We start from the raw sequence: 18,558 nt of genomic DNA, 5'->3' as shown, positions 1-18,558 counted from the left end.
ATTCCGGGTTCGCGCTGCGCGCGCCCCGGAATGACGGCGAAAGCGGTGCCTACCCAAAATACCGGTCGAGAATTCCCCGATATACCTTCGTCAGCTTCTCCAGATCCGACACCGGCGTGCGTTCGTCGATCTGGTGCATGGTCTGGCCGACCAGGCCGAATTCGATCACCGGACAATAGCTGGAAATGAAGCGCGCATCCGACGTGCCGCCGCTCGTGGAAAGCTCCGGCTTGCGTCCCGTCACTTCCTCGATCGCGCTCACCGCAAGGTCGGTGAAGGCGCCGGGCTTGGTCACGAACACGTTGGAGTTGGAATATTCCCAGACGATGCGGGCGCGGATGCGGTTGCCGCAGGCCTTTGCCAGCCGCGCTTCGACCAATTCTCGCAGGGTCTCCTGGGTGTGGTTGTCGTTGAAGCGGATGTTGAATTTTGCGCGGGCCTGACCCGGGATCACATTGCTCGCGGTATTGCCGACATCGACCGAGGTGAATTCGAGATTGGAGGCCTGAAACTGTGCGCTGCCGTGATCGAGCGGTTCGTCCGATATCGCCACGATCAGCCGTGAAATATCCGGCACCGGATTCGAGGCGCGGTGCGGATAGGCGACGTGGCCCTGCACGCCGTCGACATACAACGTGCCGGATTGCGAACCGCGGCGGCCGATCTTGATGCAGTCGCCTAGCACCTCGACATTGCTGGGCTCGCCGAGCACGCAATGGTCGAATTTTTCGCCGCGCTCGGCGCACCATTTCAAAAGCTTGATGGTGCCGTTGACGGAAATATCTTCCTCGTCCCCTGTAATCAGGAACGAGATCGAACCCTTTGGCTTGCCGCCATTGTCGGCGAGATATTGCAGCACGGCTGCGGCGCTGCAGGCGATGCCGCCCTTCATGTCGACCGCGCCGCGGCCATAGAGAAAGCCGTCCTTCACCTCGCCGGAGAACGCGCCGAGCGTCCAGGCGGCTTCGTCGCCGGGCGGCACCACGTCGGTATGTCCGGCAAAGGTGATGTGCGGTGCCTCCGTTCCAATGCGGGCGTAGAGATTGTCGATATCGGCCGTGCCGGGCTCGCTGAAGGTGACCCGGTGTACGTCGAAGCCGGCATCTTTCAGCAGGCGCTCGAGGACGCCGAGCGCGCCGGCATCGGCGGGAGTGACGGACGGGCAACGGACGAGGTCGCGGGTGATGGAAACGGCGTCATTCATAGCCCGGTTTAACACGCCAAACCGGGGGCGTGCCAGCCTTCGGCACTATGACAAGCCGGGTACGGGGAAGAACGGCACCATCCACCAGCCGCTCTTGTCGCGGTCATGCAGCCGCCTGATCGAGAGCGCGGAACAGGTACCAGGTCCGGTCCATGCGTAAAGCTCCGGGGCCGGAGCCCGAGGTCCGGAAGGTTAGCCGCGCGCGAAGTCCGTGGGTTCGATCCTAGTCCCGCAGCAGTTCGTTGATGCTGGTCTTGGCGCGGGTGCGTTCGTCGACGCGCTTCATGATCACGGCGCAGGCGGTCGAGGGGCCGGGCTGGCCGTTCGGCAGCGGCTTGCCGGGCAGGGCGCCGGGGACCACGACGGAATATTCCGGAACCTCGCCGACAAAAATCTCGCCGGTGGCGCGGTCGACGATCTTGGTGGAGGCGCCGAGGAACACGCCCATCGCCAGCACCGCGCCCCTGCGCACGATGACGCCTTCGGCGACCTCGCTGCGCGCGCCGATGAAGCAATCATCCTCGACGATCACGGGCTCGGCCTGCAACGGCTCCAGCACGCCGCCGATGCCGACGCCGCCGGAAATATGCACGCGCTTGCCGATCTGCGCGCAGCTGCCGACGGTCGACCAGGTGTCGATCATGGTGCTCTCATCGACATAGGCGCCGAGATTGACGAAGGACGGCATCAGCACGACGTTGCGGGCGATGAAGGCCGAGCGGCGCACGATCGCGCCGGGCACGGCGCGGAAGCCCGCGTCGCGAAAACGGTTCTCGCCCCAGCCCTCGAACTTCGACGGCACCTTGTCCCACCAGGACGCATTGCCGGGACCGCCGGGGATCGCGCTCATGTCGTTGAGGCGGAACGACAGCAGCACCGCCTTCTTCAGCCACTGGTTGACCTTCCACTTGCCGTCAGCCCCGCGCTCGGCGACCCTCGTCTCGCCCTTGTCGAGCAGCTCCAGCGCATGGTCGACCGCCTCGCGCACCTCGCCCTTGGTCGACGTCGAAATGCCGTCGCGGGCATCGAAGGCGGTGTTGACGGTGGATTCGAGCGCGGACAGGGACATCGGATTTCCTCGGGCGATTTCGGGCGGAGTTGACCGGCTTTTTCGGGATTTGGGGCAAGAGAGTCAAGGCAAACTCTGCCGTCGTCCCTGCGAACGCAGGGACCCATACGCCGCGGCCGACGTTTGGGGCAGGAAGGGCGATGGCTTGGCCTCAGCAAGCCGAGGCGATAGCTGGCGGAGCGTCTGCGGCCGTGCTTTCTCGATAGATCACGCGGTATGGATCCCGGCCTTCGCCGGGACGACAAGTGGAGGGTGAAGCTACGTCCTGCCTACCTTCTCCAAAAACCCCGTCAAATCATCCGTCACATAATCCACATAGGCCGCATCGCGGCCTTCCAGCTCCCAATCCTCGCGCACCACTTCCTTGGCGCCGTCGGGCACCACCAGCACCGTCGTCATGCCGAGCTGGTGCGGCACCACGAGGTTGCGGGCGAGATCCTCGAACATCGCTGACTTCGCCGGGTCGACGCCGTGGACGCGCAAGAACTTGTCGTAGGTCTGCGGCGCCGGTTTGGGCTCCAGTTCGGCGGCGATGATGTCGAACACCGCCTCAAAATGCTCCGTGATGCCGAGCCGCTCCAGCACCGCGCCGGCATGGTCGGTCGAGCCGTTGGTCAGGATCAGCTTGCGGCCGGGCAGTTGGGCGATCGCCGCCCCCATCGCCGGGTTGGGCTCCAGCGGCGAGTGATCGATCTTGTGCACATAGGCCAGGTAATCATCGGCATGCACGCCGTGCTCGGTCATCATCCCGCGCATGCTGGTGCCGTAGCGGCGGTAATAGTCCTTCTGGAGCACGCGGGCTTCTTGCGCGGAGATATTCAGGAACGTGCTGATGAATTCCCCGATCCGCGCGTCGACCTGCTGCCACAGATTGACGTGGTGCGGGTAGAGCGTGTTGTCGAGATCGAACACCCAGGTGTCGATGTGGGTGAAAGGGCGGGGTGGGTTTGTTTTCATTATACTCTCATCCCGTCGTCCCTGCGAACGCGGGGACCCATACGCCGCGGCGGTTATTGGTGAGCACGGTGTGTGTCGCCTTTGGTTGTGGTTGCTATCGCGGCCAAAACTCAGTCCGGTGGTTATGGGTCCCGGCGTTCGCCGGGACGACGAGAGGGCGGGGACTCATCACGGCATCGCAAACCGCAGCGTCTTGCCGCCGCTATTGATATCAACCGGCGCAAATCCGATCGGCGCCAGACCGCGGGTGCCGCAATCGCCCTGCTCGCTGATCTCGAACTTGCTCTCGCGCGTGCACAGCTCTTTCGCGCCGCCCCAGTTCAGCGGCTTGTCCTTGAGCTTGATGGCGCGGTTATCTGCATCGACGGCCTCGGCAAAACTGAACACCTGTTTCGGCTGGCCGGTCACGTCGGGATGCAGGCACTTGCCGGGATCGATGCGGTACCAGCCGCGGCTGGTCACCGCCTTGCCGTCATCGGTGGCGACCGCGGCCATGATCTTGTGCGGCGTGTCGTTGCACCAGGTCAGCCCCGAGGATGATGGCTTCTGCACGGCCTCGATCATGGTGGTGAAGAAATTCTGCGACTGCACGGCGTCCGCGCTCAGCCCGCGGCTCTTCAGGAAGGCCGCCAGCGCGCCTTGCGTCTTCGGCCCGTCGACGCCGTCGATCGGGGCGGCGTCATAGCCGGCGATGACCAGCAGGCGCTGGATGCCGGCGAGCCGCGCCTGCTCGTCGTCATATTCGGAGTCCTCGGCGAGATAGGCGACGAGGTTACCGTCGTCGGTGCGCGTCGGCATGATCTGGGTGAAAGGCGCCGCCGTCTGGTTGCCGCGGCATTGGCGCGCGGCGGCGATGACGAAATTATCAGGCGCGACGCACAGCGTGTCGCTGCCGTTTTGCGGGATCGGCGAAGCGCCGTAGACGCCGAGCGCGCGCGCGTTCAACAGGATGCGGTCGGCGGTCAGCGCGCCCTGCAGCACCACGCGGCAGGCGGCCGGATCGATCCGGAACCAGCCGCGCGTGGCGGTGGCGGACTTTTCGTCGATGCCGATCGCAGCCTCGACCACATAGCTCATGCGGTTGCAGAGTTTCAGGTCGGCGAAGGCGGGCAGGGCGGAAACGAACAGCGAGATTGCTGCGGCGGGCAGCGCAATGACCGTGCGTCTCCCATACCGCCGCATTCTTGCGCTGAACCGGCGCGCGACGGTGGGAGCAGGGGAGATCGCGTGCGTCACTTGTGGATCAGCGTGCCTGTGCCCTGATTGGTGAACAACTCCAACAAAACCGCGTGCTGCATCTTGCCGTCGATGATGACGACGCCCTGAACGCCTTGTTCCAGCGCGTAGATGCATGTCTCGACCTTGGGGATCATGCCGCCGGAAATCGTGCCGTCGGCGATCAGCTTTCGCGCATCCTTGATCGACAGTTCCGGGATCAGTTTCTTCGACTTGTCGAGAACGCCGGGAACGTCCGTCAACAGCAGCAGCCGCTTGGCCTTCAGCGCGCCCGCTACCGCTCCTGCAAAGGTGTCGGCGTTGACGTTCAGCGTCTGGCCGTCATGCGAGGTCGCCAGCGGCGCCAGCACCGGGATCAGCTCATGGCCGATCAACTGGTTCAGCAGCGTCAGGTCCACCTGGTCGGGATCGCCGACAAAGCCTAGATCGATCGCCTTCTCGATGTTGGAGTCAGGATCGACCATCGTGCGCGTCGTCTTCGACGCCTTCACCATGTTGCCGTCCTTGCCGGAAAGCCCCACCGCCTTGCCGCCGGCTTCGTTGATGTAGCCGACCAGCTGCTTGTTGACCGAACCCGCCAGCACCATCTCGACGATCTCGATGGTTGCGGCGTCGGTGATGCGCAGGCCGGCTGCGAATTCCGACTGGATGCCGAGACGCTTCAGCATGGTCGCGATCTGCGGCCCGCCGCCATGCACCACGACGGGATTGATCGCGGTCTGCTCCAGCAGCACGATGTCGCGGGCAAAGGCTTTTGCGGTTTCCTCCGCGCCCATGGCGTGGCCGCCATATTTGATGACGATGGTTTCCTCGTCATATTGCTGCATATGCGGCAGCGCTTCGGAGAGGATGCGGGCCTGATCGAGCGGGCTGATCGTCGGCGTTGATGTCATCAATCGGTTCTCGCCATTCCAGATGTCGGGCGGGTTCTATCCGATTGGCGGGCAGGGCGCAAAGTTGCTTTCTTCCCTCCCACAAAGGGGAGAAGGGAAGAGTTACCGCCTCGGCCAGGCCGCGCTTACCGCCAGCGCCAGCCAGCTCGCGATCAGCAGCGTCCCGCCGGTCGGCGCGGCCATCGGGAACAATCCGTGGCCGGCATACTGCCGAAGCGTCAGGTCGCCGGCGAACAGGCTGGCCGCGAGGACGAAGCCGAAAGCCGCCGCGATGCCGATTTTGGTGTGCACAATCCCGCGCTCCGCCAGCGCGACGGCGCCCAATACCGCGCAGGCGTGAAACAGCAGCATCGACGATGCCGAAGCCAGCCGCGCGGCGTCGGCGCCATGGGCGGAGGCTGCCGCCAGCATGACGCCGTCGGCGCCCATGATGCCGGCCAGCACGATCAGGATGCGTCCCGCGCGGCTCATCCGGCGCGCTCGTGCAACAGCCGCACCATCGCGGCGCGCAATTCAGCCATGCCGGTTCCGGAGCGCGAGGACGTCACCAGGATTTCCGGAAATGCCGCGGGATGTTTTGCGAGGGCGGTGGTGGTTTGTTCGAGGTTCTTTTCCAGTTCGGCCTTTTTCACCTGGTCCGCCTTGGTCAGCACCACCTGATAACTCACGGCAGACTTGTCCAGCGTCTTCAGCACGTCCTGGTCGACCTCCTTGACGCCGTGGCGGGCGTCGATCAGCACATAGACCCGCGCCAGCGTGGCGCGGCCCTGCAAGAATTGGTGGATCAGCTTGGTCCAGGACGCGACCTGGGTTTTGGGCGCCGAGGCGTAGCCATAGCCGGGCATGTCGACCAGCCGCAGGCCTGAATTGTCCGGACCGTCGAAGAAGATCAGTTCCTGGGTACGGCCCGGCGTATGCGAGGTACGCGCCAGCGCGTTGCGCCCGGTGAGCGCATTGATGAGGCTCGATTTACCGACATTGGAGCGGCCGGCGAACGCCACCTCCATGCCCGCCATCGGCGGCAGCGTTTCGATCGAGGGCGAGGCCCACACGAATTTCCAGTCGCCGGCAAAGAGCTTTCGGCCCTCCTCGATCAGCTTCGCATCGATGTCGGTGGTCATGCACCGACGCTTAGCAAAGCGTGGCAGGAGACGAAAGGTGAATGTGGTGGCGGCCTTTGCCGTTTCACGGCGGGCGCCGGCCCTGCAATGCTATCGCGAGGCCGGCGCCCGACAGTTTCGGCGATCAGAACCGGTAGTTCACGCCCAGGCGCACGATATGGCCGGTGAAATCGGCGCTGGCGTTGAAGGTCGATGCGAAGTTGGGATCGATCATGCGGTGCGACAGGCTTCCCAGGTCGTAATAGAGATACTCTGCCTTGGCGCTCCAGTTGGCGGCGAAGGCCCATTCGGCGCCGCCGCCGACCGTCCATCCGGTGAGGGTCCCCGACGTGGCGCCCTGCTGGCAGTTGTTGAAGGCGCATCCAGTGGTGCGGGTCAGCGCGGTGGCCAGGCTGCCATGGCCGTAGGCGAAGCCTCCGGTCAGGAACAGGAGGGTTCGGGCGGCCGGCGTGACGCCGACGCGTCCACGCACCGTGCCGAGCCAGTCGAGCTTCTGGGTGCCGGTCATGATGCGCGAAGTGTCGTTCGGGCCCGGCACCGATACGGTGCCATTGAGGTCGGTCCAGGCGATATCGGACTCGAGGCCGACGACCCAGAGCGGGCTGATCTGCCAATTATAGCCGATCTGTGCGCCGCCGACGAAGCCATCCGCATCGATCGGCAACGAGGTGGCGATGGAGCTGTTGGCGATGAGGCCGGCCGCGTCGTTCACCGCGGTGATCCGGTCGGTGTTGCGGGCCCATCCGTAACCGGCGTTCGCGCCGAGATAAAAGCCGGTCCAGCTGTAGACCGCCGCCGCGGGCGACGCCTTGGTGATCGGAGCAAGGTCGGCCGCGCGTACGTCAAAGGACGACGCCAGTATCGCCGTGGCGCCAACGGCGGCAAGAAAACCTGAAAGCGAAAATCTGCGCATGAAAACTTCCTCTGGGCTGGCTGCGTTGTTGCGGTGTGAGCTAGCGGCAGTCGCTTTCGATCGTCCAGTTCAGGCGAGCGCTCCGGTTGGACGCGCAGGCGGCGCGCCCGGTTTGTGCGCATGTGTTGCCTGGCTGCTACGGTTCGAGGCATCGCCGATTGGATCGACCGGCGCCACCCTTGAACGCACGGGAACTGCCGTGCGCGAGGACGAAGAAAGGGTTGGACGCGTCTGTTTTTCACGATGAACGCATCGCATGCGAGGTGCGACTACCTCGAGGTGTCGGCATCGATAGAGGATAACAGCGGAGCGTCAGGTGAGTGTTGCGAACGACGAAACGGCGACGCCGGGCCAGCGATTTACCCTCGCGTCCGACGACCTGCCGGCGCATCTCGACGATCGGGCCCGGCTGGCCGTGTGGCAGGATCGCTTCGCCAAGTACAGTTGCAAGCTCGATATTTCGCCAGTGGCGGATCGGCCGTTCTCGATACGCTGCGAGTTGGCCCGGTTCCAGGAGATCGGCGCGATCAGGCTCCAGGGTACCGTCGACCGGTTCGAACGGCCGGCCCGCTATGCCGCGATCGACGGCAGCGATGATCTCATCCTGTGCCTGAACCAGGGCGGGTCCGTCACCACGTTCACGCAGTCCGGCCGCGACGCGACCATCCGGCCGGGCAGTATGCTCCTCGCGACCAATACGATGGGCGGTCGATTGCGAAGCCCGGCGAACAACCCATCGTCGTCGCTGTTCATTCCGCGCCGGCGTCTCGGCGCGCTGGTTGCCAACGTGGACGATCTGCTGGTCAGGCCGGTCGACGCCGAATTCGCGCCGGTGCGCTTCCTCGGCCGGTACCTTCAACTGCTGTTCGCGCCGGACGATCTCGGCGACGAACCTGCACTGCTGGCGCATATCGGTACCACCATGACTGATCTCATCGCGCTCGCGTTCGGCACCGGCCGCGATGCCCGCGAACTGGCGCGGATGCGCGGCCTGCGCGCGGCGCGTGCGCACGAGATCTTGAGGCGCATCGCGGCCGGCTTCAGTCGGCCGTCGTTCCGCCCCGCAGAAGTCGCGCACGCGATGGGGTTGTCGTCACGCTACGTCAACGAATTGATGCAGGAGAGCGGGGTCAGCTTCGCCGAGCGTGTGATGGAATTGCGCCTGCAGAAGGCGCGCGCGTTGCTGACCGGGCCGCCGCAAGCCGTCATGCGAGTTGGCGACATCGCCTACGCGTGCGGCTTCAACGAGGTATCCTATTTCAACCGCTGTTTCCGGCGGCGGTTCGGCGTCTCGCCGACGCGAATCAGCGAAGGCTGAGCACCGGCGCTGGTCCCACCGTCGCTTGTTCTCAATGTCCCAAAACGTCGATGCCCGGGACAGGCCCGGGCATGACGTCGCGGATGGATTGGTGGAAGCTACGGTCAGTCGTCAGGTCTTCTCGACGGCCTTCTTGGGCGCGAACATCGACTTGATGTTGTCGAACAGTTCCACTTTCACGCCGTTCTTGCGCATGATGTAGCTCTGCTGCAGCACCGAGAGCAGGTTGTTCCAGGCCCAGTAGATCACGAGACCCGCCGGGAAGCCGGCCAGCATGAAAGTGAAGATCAGCGGCATCCAGTCGAAGATCATCTTCTGGGTCGGATCCGGCGGCGTCGGGTTCAGCTTCATCTGGAACCACATCGTGATGCCCATGATGATCGGCCAGACGCCGAGCATGAGGTATGGGCCGACCACGGCTCCGAGCATCATGGGATCCCACGGGATGAGGCCGAACAGGTTGAAGATCGTGGTCGGGTCGGGCGCCGAGAGATCCTTGATCCAGCCGTAGAACGGCGCGTGGCGCATTTCGATGGTGACGAACAGCACCTTGTAGAGCGAGAAGAACACCGGGATCTGCAGCGCGATCGGAAGACAGCCGGCGATCGGGTTGATCTTCTCCTTGCGGTAGATCTCCATCATTTCCTGCTGCTGCTTCTGACGGTCGTCCGGAAAGCGTTCCTTCAGCGCGGCGAGTTGCGGCTGCACCGACTTCATCTTCGCCATCGAGGCATAGGATTTGTTGGCGAGCGGGAAGAACACCAGCTTGATCAGCACCGTCAGCAACAGGATGGCGACGCCGAAGTTTCCGACGAGGTGGTAGAGCCAGTCGAGCACCCAGAACATCGGCCGCGTGATGAAGTAAAAGCGGCCCCAATCCATCAGGAGTTCGAAGCGGTTGAGCTTGAGCTCTCGATCGTATTGGTCGACCGTCGCCACTTCGCGCGGGCCGCCGAAAAGACGTGCATCGGCCGTGCTTGTGCCGCCGATCTGGACCGTCACCGGCTCGAGCAGATAGTCAGCTTGATACTTGGTGAGGTCGCCGGTCCCATCCGCCGAGAAGCGGGCATTGAGCGTCGTATTGGGGTCGGGCAGCAGCGTCGCCGCCCAATACACGTCCGTAATGCCGAACCATGCATTTTTGATCTTGTTGAAGACGAGCTGACGCTCCTTGTCGAGGACATCGTAGCTGCCTTCCTGGCACTCGGCGATGATGCTGAAACCCTGGCGCAGGCACTGATCGCCCATCACGCCTATCGGACCTTCGTGGCGAACGGCATAGCCGGCAATTTTCGGCTTGCCGTGACGGGAGATCAGCGCGTAGGCGTAAAGCGTGATCGGCGCGCTTCCGACGTTCGTCACTTCGTCCTTGATCGTAAACAGGTACTTGTCGTCGATCGTGATGATGCGGCGGAAGGTGAGGCCCTCACCATTTTCATATTTGAGCGTGATCGGGTTGCCCGGCGACAACGCGCCCGAGCCCTCCTGCTGCCACACCGTGTCGCGGTCAGGAAGCCGCGCCTTCGAGCCCGAGGCCGCGACCCAACCGAACTCGGCATAATAGGGGTGCGCCGTATTCGAAGGCGAGAACAGCACGATCGCGGGCGACTTGGGATTGACGGTTTCGCGGAATTTCTCCAGCGCCAGGTCGTCGATGCGCGCGCCCTTCAGCGCGATGCTGCCGGACAGCCGCGGCGTCTCGATCTTGATGCGGGGCGAGGCTGCGATCGCGGCCTCCCGGCTGACGACCGGTTGCGCGGCGCCCGGCTGGCCGCCGGGCGTAGCGGCGGAAGGGGCCGCGCCCGGTTGCGGCGCGGTCGAACCCGGCGCGACCGATCCTGGCGCGGTCGATCCCGGCGTCGTTTTGCCGGCTTCGGTCTGGGCGGCGGTTTGTGCGCGTTGCCGCTCCATCTGCGGCATGTTGTAGAAATACTGCCACGCGATCAGCACGAGGCCGGACAGAATGACGGCGAGGATGGTGTTGCGATTATCGGACATCGTTTTGGGATCTCGCCATTCAATTCGGATTGCGGGCCCGTTCGGCTCTGACCGTCGTCAGCGCCGAAGCCCTCGCTTTTAGTTTCGGTGCGTTTTCTCGACGCGAACCGGTATCCACTTCGCTCGAAAGGGCTTTCGCCGCCGGCGGCCGGTCGAGGCGATGCAGTGCCGAACGGAGATCGTCGAGCATGGTCAGGAAGTCGCGGGTCAGTGCGGCCCGGCGGCCGACCAGCACATAATCATGATGGGGGCGCATGGAAATGGCATCCAGCCGCCTCACGAGTTCGCGAAGCCGGCGCCGGATGCGATTGCGCTCGGTGGCGGTGCCGTTCTTTTTGGTAACGGTGAACCCGATCCGGATCGGGCCGTCATCGTCGCGGCGGCGGCCCTGCACGACGAAGGCAGCACTGTTTGCCCGCGTGCCATTGGCAACGGCGAGAAAGTCCGCCCGCTGCCTCAGCCGATCCATGAATGAAATCTCCGGAAAATCCGGCTCAGGCGCTCAGACGCTTGCGGCCACGCGCACGGCGGGCGGCGAGAACCTTGCGGCCGCCGACGGTGGCGAGACGGGCGCGGAAGCCGTGACGGCGCTTGCGCACCAGTTTGCTGGGTTGATAAGTCCGCTTCACGGGTAGTTCTCCGCTGACCGGGCAATTTGCCTGTTGGATTGAGATCAAGTCCGATGATGCGCTCCGGCCCGAAAACAGGCCATCTACGGCCCAAATCGAGCCGCCCCCGGGTTGAACCGGGCCATCGCGGACAGTTGCGCGGCTTATACGGGAGCGACCTGTTTTCGTCAATGTCGGGGGTTGCCGCAGCGGCGGTTCCTTGAAACGTCGCATCTGGGGCGAACATATCTGTTTTTACAGGGTTTTTTAAAGCGGGACGGCGGCGCGCCGGGCTATGAGGACGTCAGGACATTAGCGATCGGTAATTTGACCTGTCGGAGGCCGAAACGCATCCTCGGAATCAGTGTACGGATAAGAACCAGTCCGATCCCTTGTCCGGCGGGCCCCCAATACCGACGTCAAGACAGGCATATTGGGGATATCGAGGCGGATATTCGTGTCAGCGACCGACGACCAGCCGACCCCCCAAGCGCCGCGGTGCCACGCCGCGCGACGCCTCGGCCTGTCCGGCAAGCTGTTGCTGCTGACGATTCCGCTCGTGATGATCGCGCTCCTGATGATCTACGTGCCTTCGATCGCGAATTTCTGGATGAACCGGCTGAACGACCGCCTCGCGGCGGCCAATACGGCCGCCCTGGTGCTGGACGCGGCGCCGCTCGGCATGGTGCCGGATTCGCTGGCGCGGCAGATCCTGAGCAGCGTCGGCGCGCGCGCGGTGGCCATCAAGATGGGGCAGCAGCGCCGGATGCTCGCCAGCGCCGACCTGCCGCCGGCGATCGATCGCGACATCGACATGCGGGAGCTCACGGTATGGTCCGCGATCGTCGAGTCCTTCGAGACCATGCTCGAGCGGGGCAACCAGACCATCCGCGTGGTGGGACCGGCGCCCGGCGGCGCGCAATTCATCGAGGTCGTGGTCGATGAAAAGCCGCTGCGGCAGGCGATGTATCGCTTCTCGCGCAACCTGCTGCTGGTCTCGCTGGGAATAGCGGTGCTCGCTGCGGGGCTGGTTTACCTGGTGCTGCATTACCTGTTCGTCCGCCCGATGCGTCGGCTGACAGCCAATCTGGTCGGCTTCCATGAAAATCCGGAAAGCGCGGCGCGCATCATCGTGCCGAGCCAGCGCGGCGACGAGATCGGCGTGGCGGAACGCGAATTGTCCGACATGCAGCGCGATCTCGTCTCGATGCTCTCGCAGAAGAGCCGGCTCGCCGCGCTCGGGTTGGCGGTTTCGAAGATCAACCACGATCTGCGCAATCTTCTGGCGTCGTCGCAATTGCTGTCGGACCAGCTCGCCAGCGTGCCGGACCCGCGCGTGCAGCGTTTTGCACCGAAACTGATGCGCTCGCTGGAACGCGCCATCGATTTCTGCCAGTCGACGCTGTCCTATGGCCGCGCGCAGGAGGCCGAGCCCGACCGCCGCATGATCCTGGTCGAGCCGGTGGCGACCGAGGTGCGGGAATCTGCCGGGTTGGCCGCCGATGCCTCGATCACCTGGATCAGCGCGATCGAGCGCGGGCTCGCGATCGACGCCGACCCCGACCAGCTGTTTCGCGTGCTGCTCAACCTGGTGCGTAACGCCGCACAGGCGCTGGAAAGCCGCCCGCGGGGCGAGGGGTCGCCGCTGCAGATCCGCATCACCGGCCGCCGCGAAGGCTCGGTCGCGATCATCGAGGTCTCCGACACCGGCCCCGGCGTGCCGGCGAAAGCGCGCGAGCACCTGTTCGAGGCGTTCCAGACCTCCGGCCGCCCCGGCGGCAGCGGGCTGGGGCTGGCCATCGCCGCCGAACTGATCCGCGCCCATGGCGGCGACATCCACCTCGTCGAAGGCACCATCGGCGCCACCTTCCGGATATCGATCCCCGACCGCCCGGTGGAACTGCAGAGCGTCCGCAACGAGCGGGCGTGGGCATAAGGCCTGTCGGTCCATCCGTCATTGCGGGGAATCCCGCTGCGATCACAGGCAAACTCCACCGGCCTGTCGTGCAAGTGGCTGAACGACATCGAATTAACCGCCCCGGCTTCACCGCCCAAAACCGGCTTCCCCAACCCTTGCAAAGCGGGGCGGGAGCGGGTAGCTAAAGCGCTCTTTCGCGACCGTCCGGCCTTGTCCGGACGCATCCGGGCCCCTCAAGGCCCAAATGCCAGGCGAAAACGCGCCCGTAGCTCAGCTGGATAGAGCACCAGACTACGAATCTGGGGGTCAGGAGTTCGAATCTCTTCGGGCGCGCCACTTCGGTATAAGACCGGGCACTCCAAAATTACCGATCTTGCGGCTCCAGGCATGATTTCACACGCCATGCGAAGGGCCAGCCTGGTCACGTTCTTATGCCTGACCGGATGCGGCAATGGATTCGTTTGGGACGAAGTCCTTGACGGACCATACCGGCTGGTCGCAGTCGACATTCTCGAAGACATGAGCCTCTGTCGGTCCGTATCCGCTGACATGCGCGGTGACTGCGCAGGTGACGGCCTCCCCGACGCGACCGTATTTCAAGCCGGCTGGAGTCCAAAATACATCGTAGTCGCCCGGCATCCCCGGATGGGGTCGCAGCCGGCAAACCGGTCGATCACGGAGTTCTATTACATCGTCCGACAACCCAATGAGATGAACCTCCGGACACGCATTTCAGCGATAGGCCCTTTGAACGAGATCGAATATCAGCGGGAGAAAGAAAGATTGCAGCTCCCGGATTTCCGTAGAGTGTTCAGGGACCTCAAGTAACTCCCGGAGGAGATGGGCCGGCTTGACGCTTGAAGTCGGGCAAGTTCCGCCACCGGCAGCCGCACCAGGAGAAAGCCGTCGTCGAAATCGAACCTGCTCTGGTCGAGCAACGCCGCGTCGATCGACAGGATCGATACCAGCCGGCCTTCCGGTTCGAGCACCGTGCAGTTCACGCTGCCCTTGAACAGGATCAGCGCTTTCCCGAAAAGGATCGGTATCGGCGTAGCGCTGTAAATCCGGGGCAGGCGAAGCGTTCGCGGAGCAACTTCTGACAAACGCGAATCAGGTCGCATCGAACGCGTTGGAATGACGGATATCATCTGTTTGGCGACGGGTTGATCGCCGCGCGTCACCAACACGCAATCGGATTCCGGAAAGGGCGCCGGCCGCACGCCAGACAAAAAGGTGCGATGATGATGCGCTTCCTGCAAATCGCATTCGGATGCTGGCGGTATGCCCGTTTGTGTGCAGACGATAATTGGCATCGTCTGTAGCTTGCGTGACGATTCGCGGCTGACGAAATCGACTGCGAGCGCTGGGGCTTGGTACGTCGAGGACATAACTCTCTGGCCTTTACGTGGAGTTTTTTTGCGGGGGGCGCGACAGCGCCGGAAGGCTTGCGTCTGAACTCGAATAAGAATTCCCGGCTCAGCCGGCGACGGTTCGCGATGCGGTCACAGCGCGCCCTGCTCGGCATGGGCCTTTTCGCGTTGTTGTTGATCTGCGCGGCCTCGATCTTCCTCGAATTCAAATCCCGTTCCGATGCGCTGCGGGTCACCCACAGCCTGGAAGTCCTGCACAAGCTCTCGGACGCGCAGCTTCTGATTCGCCAGGCGGAGAGCGCAGCGCGCGGATTCGCGCTCGCCAACGATCCGCGTCTGGCGGCGGAGTACCGCGAATCCCTGGAGCGCATCGGGCCGGCCCTCGCGGATCTGACCGAGACGACGCGGGACAATCCGCGCCAGACGCGCCTGCTGGAAAGCACCGGCGTCATCGTGGCCCAACGGTTTGCGGGACCCAGCGAGTTGGTCCGGCTTCGGGAGGCGGGCGATACGGCGGGAATGGCGGCCCTGATCGCGAAAGGCGGGGGCATCTCCGCGATGGCCGCCGTCACCGAGAGTTTTGGCCAGCTGGTGGCCGAAGAGGAGCGGTTGCTCGCGGCCAGGTCCGAACAATCGCAACAGACTGGAAGCTACCTGGTCGCCGCCGGCCTCGTCGGAACCGCGCTGGTCGTCCTTCTCGCATTGATCCTGATTCGGGACAGCCGGGAGCTGAAGAGTTCGTTGCGCGACAAGGAAGGAGAGAACGAAAGACTGGAAGCCGCGGTCGCGGACCGTACCCGGCATCTGGTTGTCGCACAGGAGCAGCTTCTCCGTTCGACGTCGGTGATCAAGAGCATGTTCGCCGGCATGGCTGAGGCGGCATTGATCATCGATGCCAAAGGAGCGATCCTGCTTGCCAATCGCGCCACCGAGTCGCTGCTGGGCTATCGCCCCGGGATGACGCTCGATCAATTGAGGGCGGTGAACGCCTTGTATCGCGCCGACGGGACCACGATCATCGCCACCGGCGATATGCCGGTGGCGCGCGCGATGCGCGGCGAACAGTTCGACCAGGAAGAAGTCGTGATCCGTCAGCCGGGTCGGCACGATCCGATCCATACGTTGGTCAGCTGCTGTTCGCTGCACGATGCCGCGGGGGAATTCAGCGGCGCCGCGCTGATCTATCACGATGTCACCGCGGGTCGCGACATCGAACGCAAGCTGCATCAGTCGCAAAAGCTCGATGCGATCGGAAAACTCACCGGCGGTGTCGCCCACGACTTCAACAATATGCTCACGGTCATCACCGGGACGACGGAAATCCTCGTGGCCGAGCTCGGCGGCCGGAGCGATCTTCAGGACGTCGCGGCGCTGATCGATCAGGCCGCCGATCGTTGCTCCGAATTGATCAAGCATCTGCTGGCTTTCGCCCGCAAGCAGCCTCTGCAGCCGCGCAACGTGGATATCAACGAGACCATCCAGGAAATGTGCAAGCTGCTCAAGCCCACGCTCGGCGAGCAGATCGAGGTCCGGTTGCGGCTGGCCGACAACATGCCCACCGTTCACATCGATCCTTCGCAACTCGCCAATGCGCTGCTGAACCTGGCGATCAATGCCCGGGATGCGATGCCGCATGGCGGCAAGCTGATACTTGAAGCCGCGGATGTGGTGCTCGACGAAGCCTATGCGCGCATGAATCCCGACGCTCGCTCGGGCGCCTACGCGATGGTCGCCGTGACTGATACCGGCAGCGGCATGCCGCCGGGGGTCCGCGACAAGATATTCGAGCCCTTCTTCACCACCAAGGAGACCGGCCGGGGCACGGGATTGGGCCTCAGCATGGTGTACGGCTTCGTGAAGCAGTCGGGCGGGCACATCAAGGTCTACAGCGAGGAAGGTCTCGGCACCACATTCAAGCTATATCTGCCGACCGCGGCCGGCTCTGCCGACGCCGTCGCGCCCGTGGTCGAGCACGCGCGGGGCGCCGGAGAGACCGTTCTGGTGGTCGAGGACGACGACCTCGTCCGCGGCTTCGTGCTCGCCCAGTTGAACAGCCTCGGCTATAAAACGCTCGCGGCGACCGACAGCCGGGCGGCGCTCGAACTGGAGGAGCGCGGCGCGGCGTTCGACCTGTTGTTTACCGATATGATCATGCCGGGAGGCCTGACCGGCCGTCAGCTTGCCGACGAGATGGAGCGGCGCCGGCCGGGAACGAAGGTCCTCTATACGTCAGGTTATACCGAGGATGCGATCGTGCACCACGGGCGGCTTGATCCCGGCGTCCTGCTGCTCTCGAAGCCTTACCGCAAATCCGAACTCAGCAGCATGGTGCGGCGGGCGCTGGGAGAAGAATCCGCTCCGATCGCGGGACCCGAGCCCGGCCTCCCCGCGGATACATCGCCCGGGGTTCAGCCGCGGCAACCTCGCGCAGCTTCGCAAGCGCGCACTTCGATCTGAGAATTCTCGCCGTCGGCCGGTGCGCGCCATTCGACCGGCGCGTGTGATTCTGCGGCGGATCGCTCCATTGTGGCGGCCAAGGCGATCTTCACCTCCCTCAAGAACCTCGGTGTACGGGTTCAGGAGGAGGTCCCGACCGCTTTCCTCTCGATCATGGAAGCCACGTCTTCCTCGGTAAAGCCGGCCTCGCGCAGGATCGCGCGCGAGTGCTCGCCAAGCCGGGGTGGCATGCGGCGGATTTCCGCCGGCGTATCCGAAAAGCGGGCGGAGGGACGTGCCTGCCGGATCTTGCCCTCGCTCGGATGATCGAGCGTGGTGATCATCCCGACGGCTTTCAAATGCGGTTGTTCGGCGATCTCGGTAATCTTCGCAAACGCGGCGTGGGGAACGTCGATGCGAAGCAGCAGTTCTTCCCATTCGGCCGTGGTCCGCGTGATCGCGATCTCGGCCATCTTGTCGTAGATCCGATCGATATTTTTCCCGCGCGCCACCGCGTCCCTGACCGCGAATTGTTCAATGCATTCGGGATGGCCGACGGTTTCGAAAAAGGTGCACCAGTTGTCTCCCGAATAAGGCAGCATGGTCAGCCAGCCATCCCTGGTGCGCACCGGCCGCCGCTCTTTCATGCGCTTGTAGCCGGCCGGTCCGATCGGCGGATCGAAGGCGTGGCCGCCGAGCATTTCGATGCTGTTGAAGGCGGTGATGGTCTCTAACATGGGGACTTCGACCATCTGTCCCTTGCCGGTGCGCGCGCGATGCAGCAGCGCCGCCGACACCGCGCCCACGATCGTCAGCCCGCAGATCTTGTCCGCGACCAGGCTCGGCACGAAGGCCGGTTCATCGTCGCTGCCCATCGCGGAAGCGAAACCGGAACTGGCCTGGATCACCTCGTCGAAGGCGGGGCGGGCGGCCCAGGGTCCGTCCTGGCCGAAGCCGGTGGCGGCGGCGTAGACCAGCCGTGGATTGATCTGCTGGCAGGCGTCATAGCCAAAACCCAGTCTTGCCAAGGCCGCCGGACGGATATTGGTGAGCAGGACGTCCGCGGTGGCGATCAGGCGCTGCAACACGGCCTTGCCGTCCGGCTGCTTGAGATCCAGCGCCAGGCTGCGCTTGTTTCTGTTCACCGCCATGAACTGTCCGCTCATGCCGCGATTGCGGAACTGGCCGCTGTAGCGCCACGTGTCTCCCGTCAGCGGCTCGATCTTGATGACTTCCGCGCCCCAATCGCCCAGCGTTTGGCTGGCGTACGGGCCGTACAGCACGCTGGTGATATCCAGAACCTTGATACCAGCGAGCGGACCTGATGGCTGACTCATGGCAGATGAACCTTTGTTGTATGATTTTATCGGTTCTGTGGAGCAGGCGGCCGGGCTATTGGGTGGACCCGAAGATCGATGACTGATTTTCCAAATTGCCGCTTCGGCATGGCGCTTTCAAGTTGGTTCTGCAGTCGAGCGGCGCATCTCATGCCGCTGCTTGCATGCATTCTTGCATTT

General features: G+C 64.0%; 16 protein-coding genes, 1 tRNA gene and 1 pseudogene. 4 read left to right on the top strand and 14 right to left on the bottom strand.

What is annotated here, in order from left to right:
• Positions 1-49: 49 nt before the first annotated feature.
• The 9 genes and pseudogenes from dapE to QUH67_RS32455 all read right to left on the bottom strand — a co-directional run bounded on the left by dapE (position 50) and on the right by QUH67_RS32455 (position 7,393).
• Positions 50-1,204 carry a succinyl-diaminopimelate desuccinylase gene (dapE, locus tag QUH67_RS32490; RefSeq protein WP_300943896.1) on the bottom strand — a complete coding sequence of 385 codons (1,155 nt, stop codon included), beginning with the start codon at positions 1,202-1,204 and terminating at the stop codon, positions 50-52.
• Positions 1,205-1,249: 45 nt separating this feature from the next.
• Positions 1,250-1,327, bottom strand: a pseudogene (locus QUH67_RS35075) (DUF805 domain-containing protein); the annotation flags it as partial.
• Between the two features lie 100 nt (positions 1,328-1,427).
• On the bottom strand, positions 1,428-2,273 hold the full coding sequence (gene dapD, locus QUH67_RS32485; RefSeq protein ID WP_300943894.1) for a 2,3,4,5-tetrahydropyridine-2,6-dicarboxylate N-succinyltransferase: 846 nt from the start codon (positions 2,271-2,273) through the stop codon (positions 1,428-1,430).
• Between the two features lie 258 nt (positions 2,274-2,531).
• Complete coding sequence (locus QUH67_RS32480; protein ID WP_300943892.1) at positions 2,532-3,230, bottom strand: pyrimidine 5'-nucleotidase; 699 nt, start codon at positions 3,228-3,230, stop codon at positions 2,532-2,534.
• 168 nt (positions 3,231-3,398) lie between these two features.
• The gene (locus tag QUH67_RS32475) at positions 3,399-4,385 is read right to left on the bottom strand and encodes a DUF1036 domain-containing protein (RefSeq protein ID WP_320416159.1); all 987 of its coding nucleotides are present in this window, start codon (positions 4,383-4,385) and stop codon (positions 3,399-3,401) included.
• A gap of 77 nt (positions 4,386-4,462) precedes the next feature.
• On the bottom strand, positions 4,463-5,359 hold the full coding sequence (argB, locus tag QUH67_RS32470; protein ID WP_300943889.1) for an acetylglutamate kinase: 897 nt from the start codon (positions 5,357-5,359) through the stop codon (positions 4,463-4,465).
• Positions 5,360-5,461: 102 nt separating this feature from the next.
• Positions 5,462-5,830 (bottom strand): DUF423 domain-containing protein, encoded by a 369-nt coding sequence (locus QUH67_RS32465; RefSeq protein WP_300943887.1) that lies wholly within the window; start codon positions 5,828-5,830, stop codon positions 5,462-5,464.
• Positions 5,827-6,480 (bottom strand): ribosome biogenesis GTP-binding protein YihA/YsxC, encoded by a 654-nt coding sequence (gene yihA, locus QUH67_RS32460; protein ID WP_300943886.1) that lies wholly within the window; start codon positions 6,478-6,480, stop codon positions 5,827-5,829. The genes QUH67_RS32465 and yihA overlap by 4 nt, the downstream gene beginning before the upstream one ends.
• 124 nt (positions 6,481-6,604) lie before the next feature.
• Positions 6,605-7,393: an outer membrane protein gene (locus tag QUH67_RS32455; RefSeq protein ID WP_300943884.1), complete on the bottom strand. Its 789-nt coding sequence runs from the start codon at positions 7,391-7,393 to the stop codon at positions 6,605-6,607.
• Between the two features lie 316 nt (positions 7,394-7,709).
• Here QUH67_RS32455 and QUH67_RS32450 point away from each other — a divergent pair, with 316 nt between their 5' ends.
• A complete protein-coding gene (locus QUH67_RS32450) occupies positions 7,710-8,711 on the top strand; it encodes an AraC family transcriptional regulator (protein WP_300943883.1) in 1,002 nt (333 codons plus the stop codon).
• A 111-nt stretch (positions 8,712-8,822) separates the two neighbouring features.
• Here the strand turns inward: QUH67_RS32450 and yidC are convergent, their stop codons facing one another.
• Genes yidC through rpmH form a run of 3 tightly spaced genes read right to left on the bottom strand, consistent with a single transcriptional unit; the run spans position 8,823 to position 11,338 of the window.
• Positions 8,823-10,709, bottom strand: coding sequence for a membrane protein insertase YidC (gene yidC, locus QUH67_RS32445; protein WP_300943881.1), 1,887 nt, complete (start codon positions 10,707-10,709; stop codon positions 8,823-8,825).
• A gap of 19 nt (positions 10,710-10,728) precedes the next feature.
• Positions 10,729-11,178 carry a ribonuclease P protein component gene (gene rnpA / locus QUH67_RS32440; RefSeq protein ID WP_300943880.1) on the bottom strand — a complete coding sequence of 150 codons (450 nt, stop codon included), beginning with the start codon at positions 11,176-11,178 and terminating at the stop codon, positions 10,729-10,731.
• 25 nt (positions 11,179-11,203) lie between these two features.
• Complete coding sequence (gene rpmH, locus QUH67_RS32435) at positions 11,204-11,338, bottom strand: 50S ribosomal protein L34 (RefSeq protein ID WP_011471298.1); 135 nt, start codon at positions 11,336-11,338, stop codon at positions 11,204-11,206.
• Positions 11,339-11,774: 436 nt separating this feature from the next.
• Between rpmH and QUH67_RS32430 the strand changes: the two genes are divergently transcribed.
• Positions 11,775-13,253 carry a sensor histidine kinase gene (locus QUH67_RS32430; protein WP_300943879.1) on the top strand — a complete coding sequence of 493 codons (1,479 nt, stop codon included), beginning with the start codon at positions 11,775-11,777 and terminating at the stop codon, positions 13,251-13,253.
• Positions 13,254-13,494: 241 nt separating this feature from the next.
• Positions 13,495-13,571 (top strand) — tRNA-Arg (locus QUH67_RS32425).
• Between the two features lie 428 nt (positions 13,572-13,999).
• On the opposite strand, the gene QUH67_RS32420 is transcribed toward QUH67_RS32425, so the two are convergent.
• The gene (locus QUH67_RS32420; protein WP_300943878.1) at positions 14,000-14,548 is read right to left on the bottom strand and encodes a hypothetical protein; all 549 of its coding nucleotides are present in this window, start codon (positions 14,546-14,548) and stop codon (positions 14,000-14,002) included.
• 183 nt (positions 14,549-14,731) lie between these two features.
• Here QUH67_RS32420 and QUH67_RS32415 point away from each other — a divergent pair, with 183 nt between their 5' ends.
• A complete protein-coding gene (locus tag QUH67_RS32415; protein WP_300943877.1) occupies positions 14,732-17,062 on the top strand; it encodes a CHASE3 domain-containing protein in 2,331 nt (776 codons plus the stop codon).
• Positions 17,063-17,181: 119 nt separating this feature from the next.
• Here the strand turns inward: QUH67_RS32415 and QUH67_RS32410 are convergent, their stop codons facing one another.
• Positions 17,182-18,378 carry a CaiB/BaiF CoA transferase family protein gene (locus QUH67_RS32410; protein WP_300943876.1) on the bottom strand — a complete coding sequence of 399 codons (1,197 nt, stop codon included), beginning with the start codon at positions 18,376-18,378 and terminating at the stop codon, positions 17,182-17,184.
• Between the last annotated feature and the right edge of the window lie 180 nt (positions 18,379-18,558).

Origin of the sequence: Bradyrhizobium roseum (assembly GCF_030413175.1) — a bacterium.
GTDB lineage: Bacteria > Pseudomonadota > Alphaproteobacteria > Rhizobiales > Xanthobacteraceae > Bradyrhizobium > Bradyrhizobium roseum.
The sequence above is the reverse complement of the archived record's forward strand: the minus strand, read 5'-3'. Positions and strand labels throughout refer to the sequence as shown.

What these genes read in the sequence shown, in the direction of transcription:
- dapE (WP_300943896.1), bottom strand. Translation starts at nt 1,204, where the DNA reads ATGAATGACGCCGTTTCCATCACCCGCGACCTCGTCCGTTGCCCGTCC.
- dapD (WP_300943894.1), bottom strand. Translation starts at nt 2,273, where the DNA reads ATGTCCCTGTCCGCGCTCGAATCCACCGTCAACACCGCCTTCGATGCC.
- QUH67_RS32480 (WP_300943892.1), bottom strand. Translation starts at nt 3,230, where the DNA reads ATGAAAACAAACCCACCCCGCCCTTTCACCCACATCGACACCTGGGTG.
- argB (WP_300943889.1), bottom strand. Translation starts at nt 5,359, where the DNA reads ATGACATCAACGCCGACGATCAGCCCGCTCGATCAGGCCCGCATCCTC.
- QUH67_RS32465 (WP_300943887.1), bottom strand. Translation starts at nt 5,830, where the DNA reads ATGAGCCGCGCGGGACGCATCCTGATCGTGCTGGCCGGCATCATGGGC.
- yihA (WP_300943886.1), bottom strand. Translation starts at nt 6,480, where the DNA reads ATGACCACCGACATCGATGCGAAGCTGATCGAGGAGGGCCGAAAGCTC.
- QUH67_RS32455 (WP_300943884.1), bottom strand. Translation starts at nt 7,393, where the DNA reads ATGCGCAGATTTTCGCTTTCAGGTTTTCTTGCCGCCGTTGGCGCCACG.
- yidC (WP_300943881.1), bottom strand. Translation starts at nt 10,709, where the DNA reads ATGTCCGATAATCGCAACACCATCCTCGCCGTCATTCTGTCCGGCCTC.
- rnpA (WP_300943880.1), bottom strand. Translation starts at nt 11,178, where the DNA reads ATGGATCGGCTGAGGCAGCGGGCGGACTTTCTCGCCGTTGCCAATGGC.
- QUH67_RS32420 (WP_300943878.1), bottom strand. Translation starts at nt 14,548, where the DNA reads ATGCCAATTATCGTCTGCACACAAACGGGCATACCGCCAGCATCCGAA.
- QUH67_RS32415 (WP_300943877.1), top strand. Translation starts at nt 14,732, where the DNA reads ATGCGGTCACAGCGCGCCCTGCTCGGCATGGGCCTTTTCGCGTTGTTG.
- QUH67_RS32410 (WP_300943876.1), bottom strand. Translation starts at nt 18,378, where the DNA reads ATGAGTCAGCCATCAGGTCCGCTCGCTGGTATCAAGGTTCTGGATATC.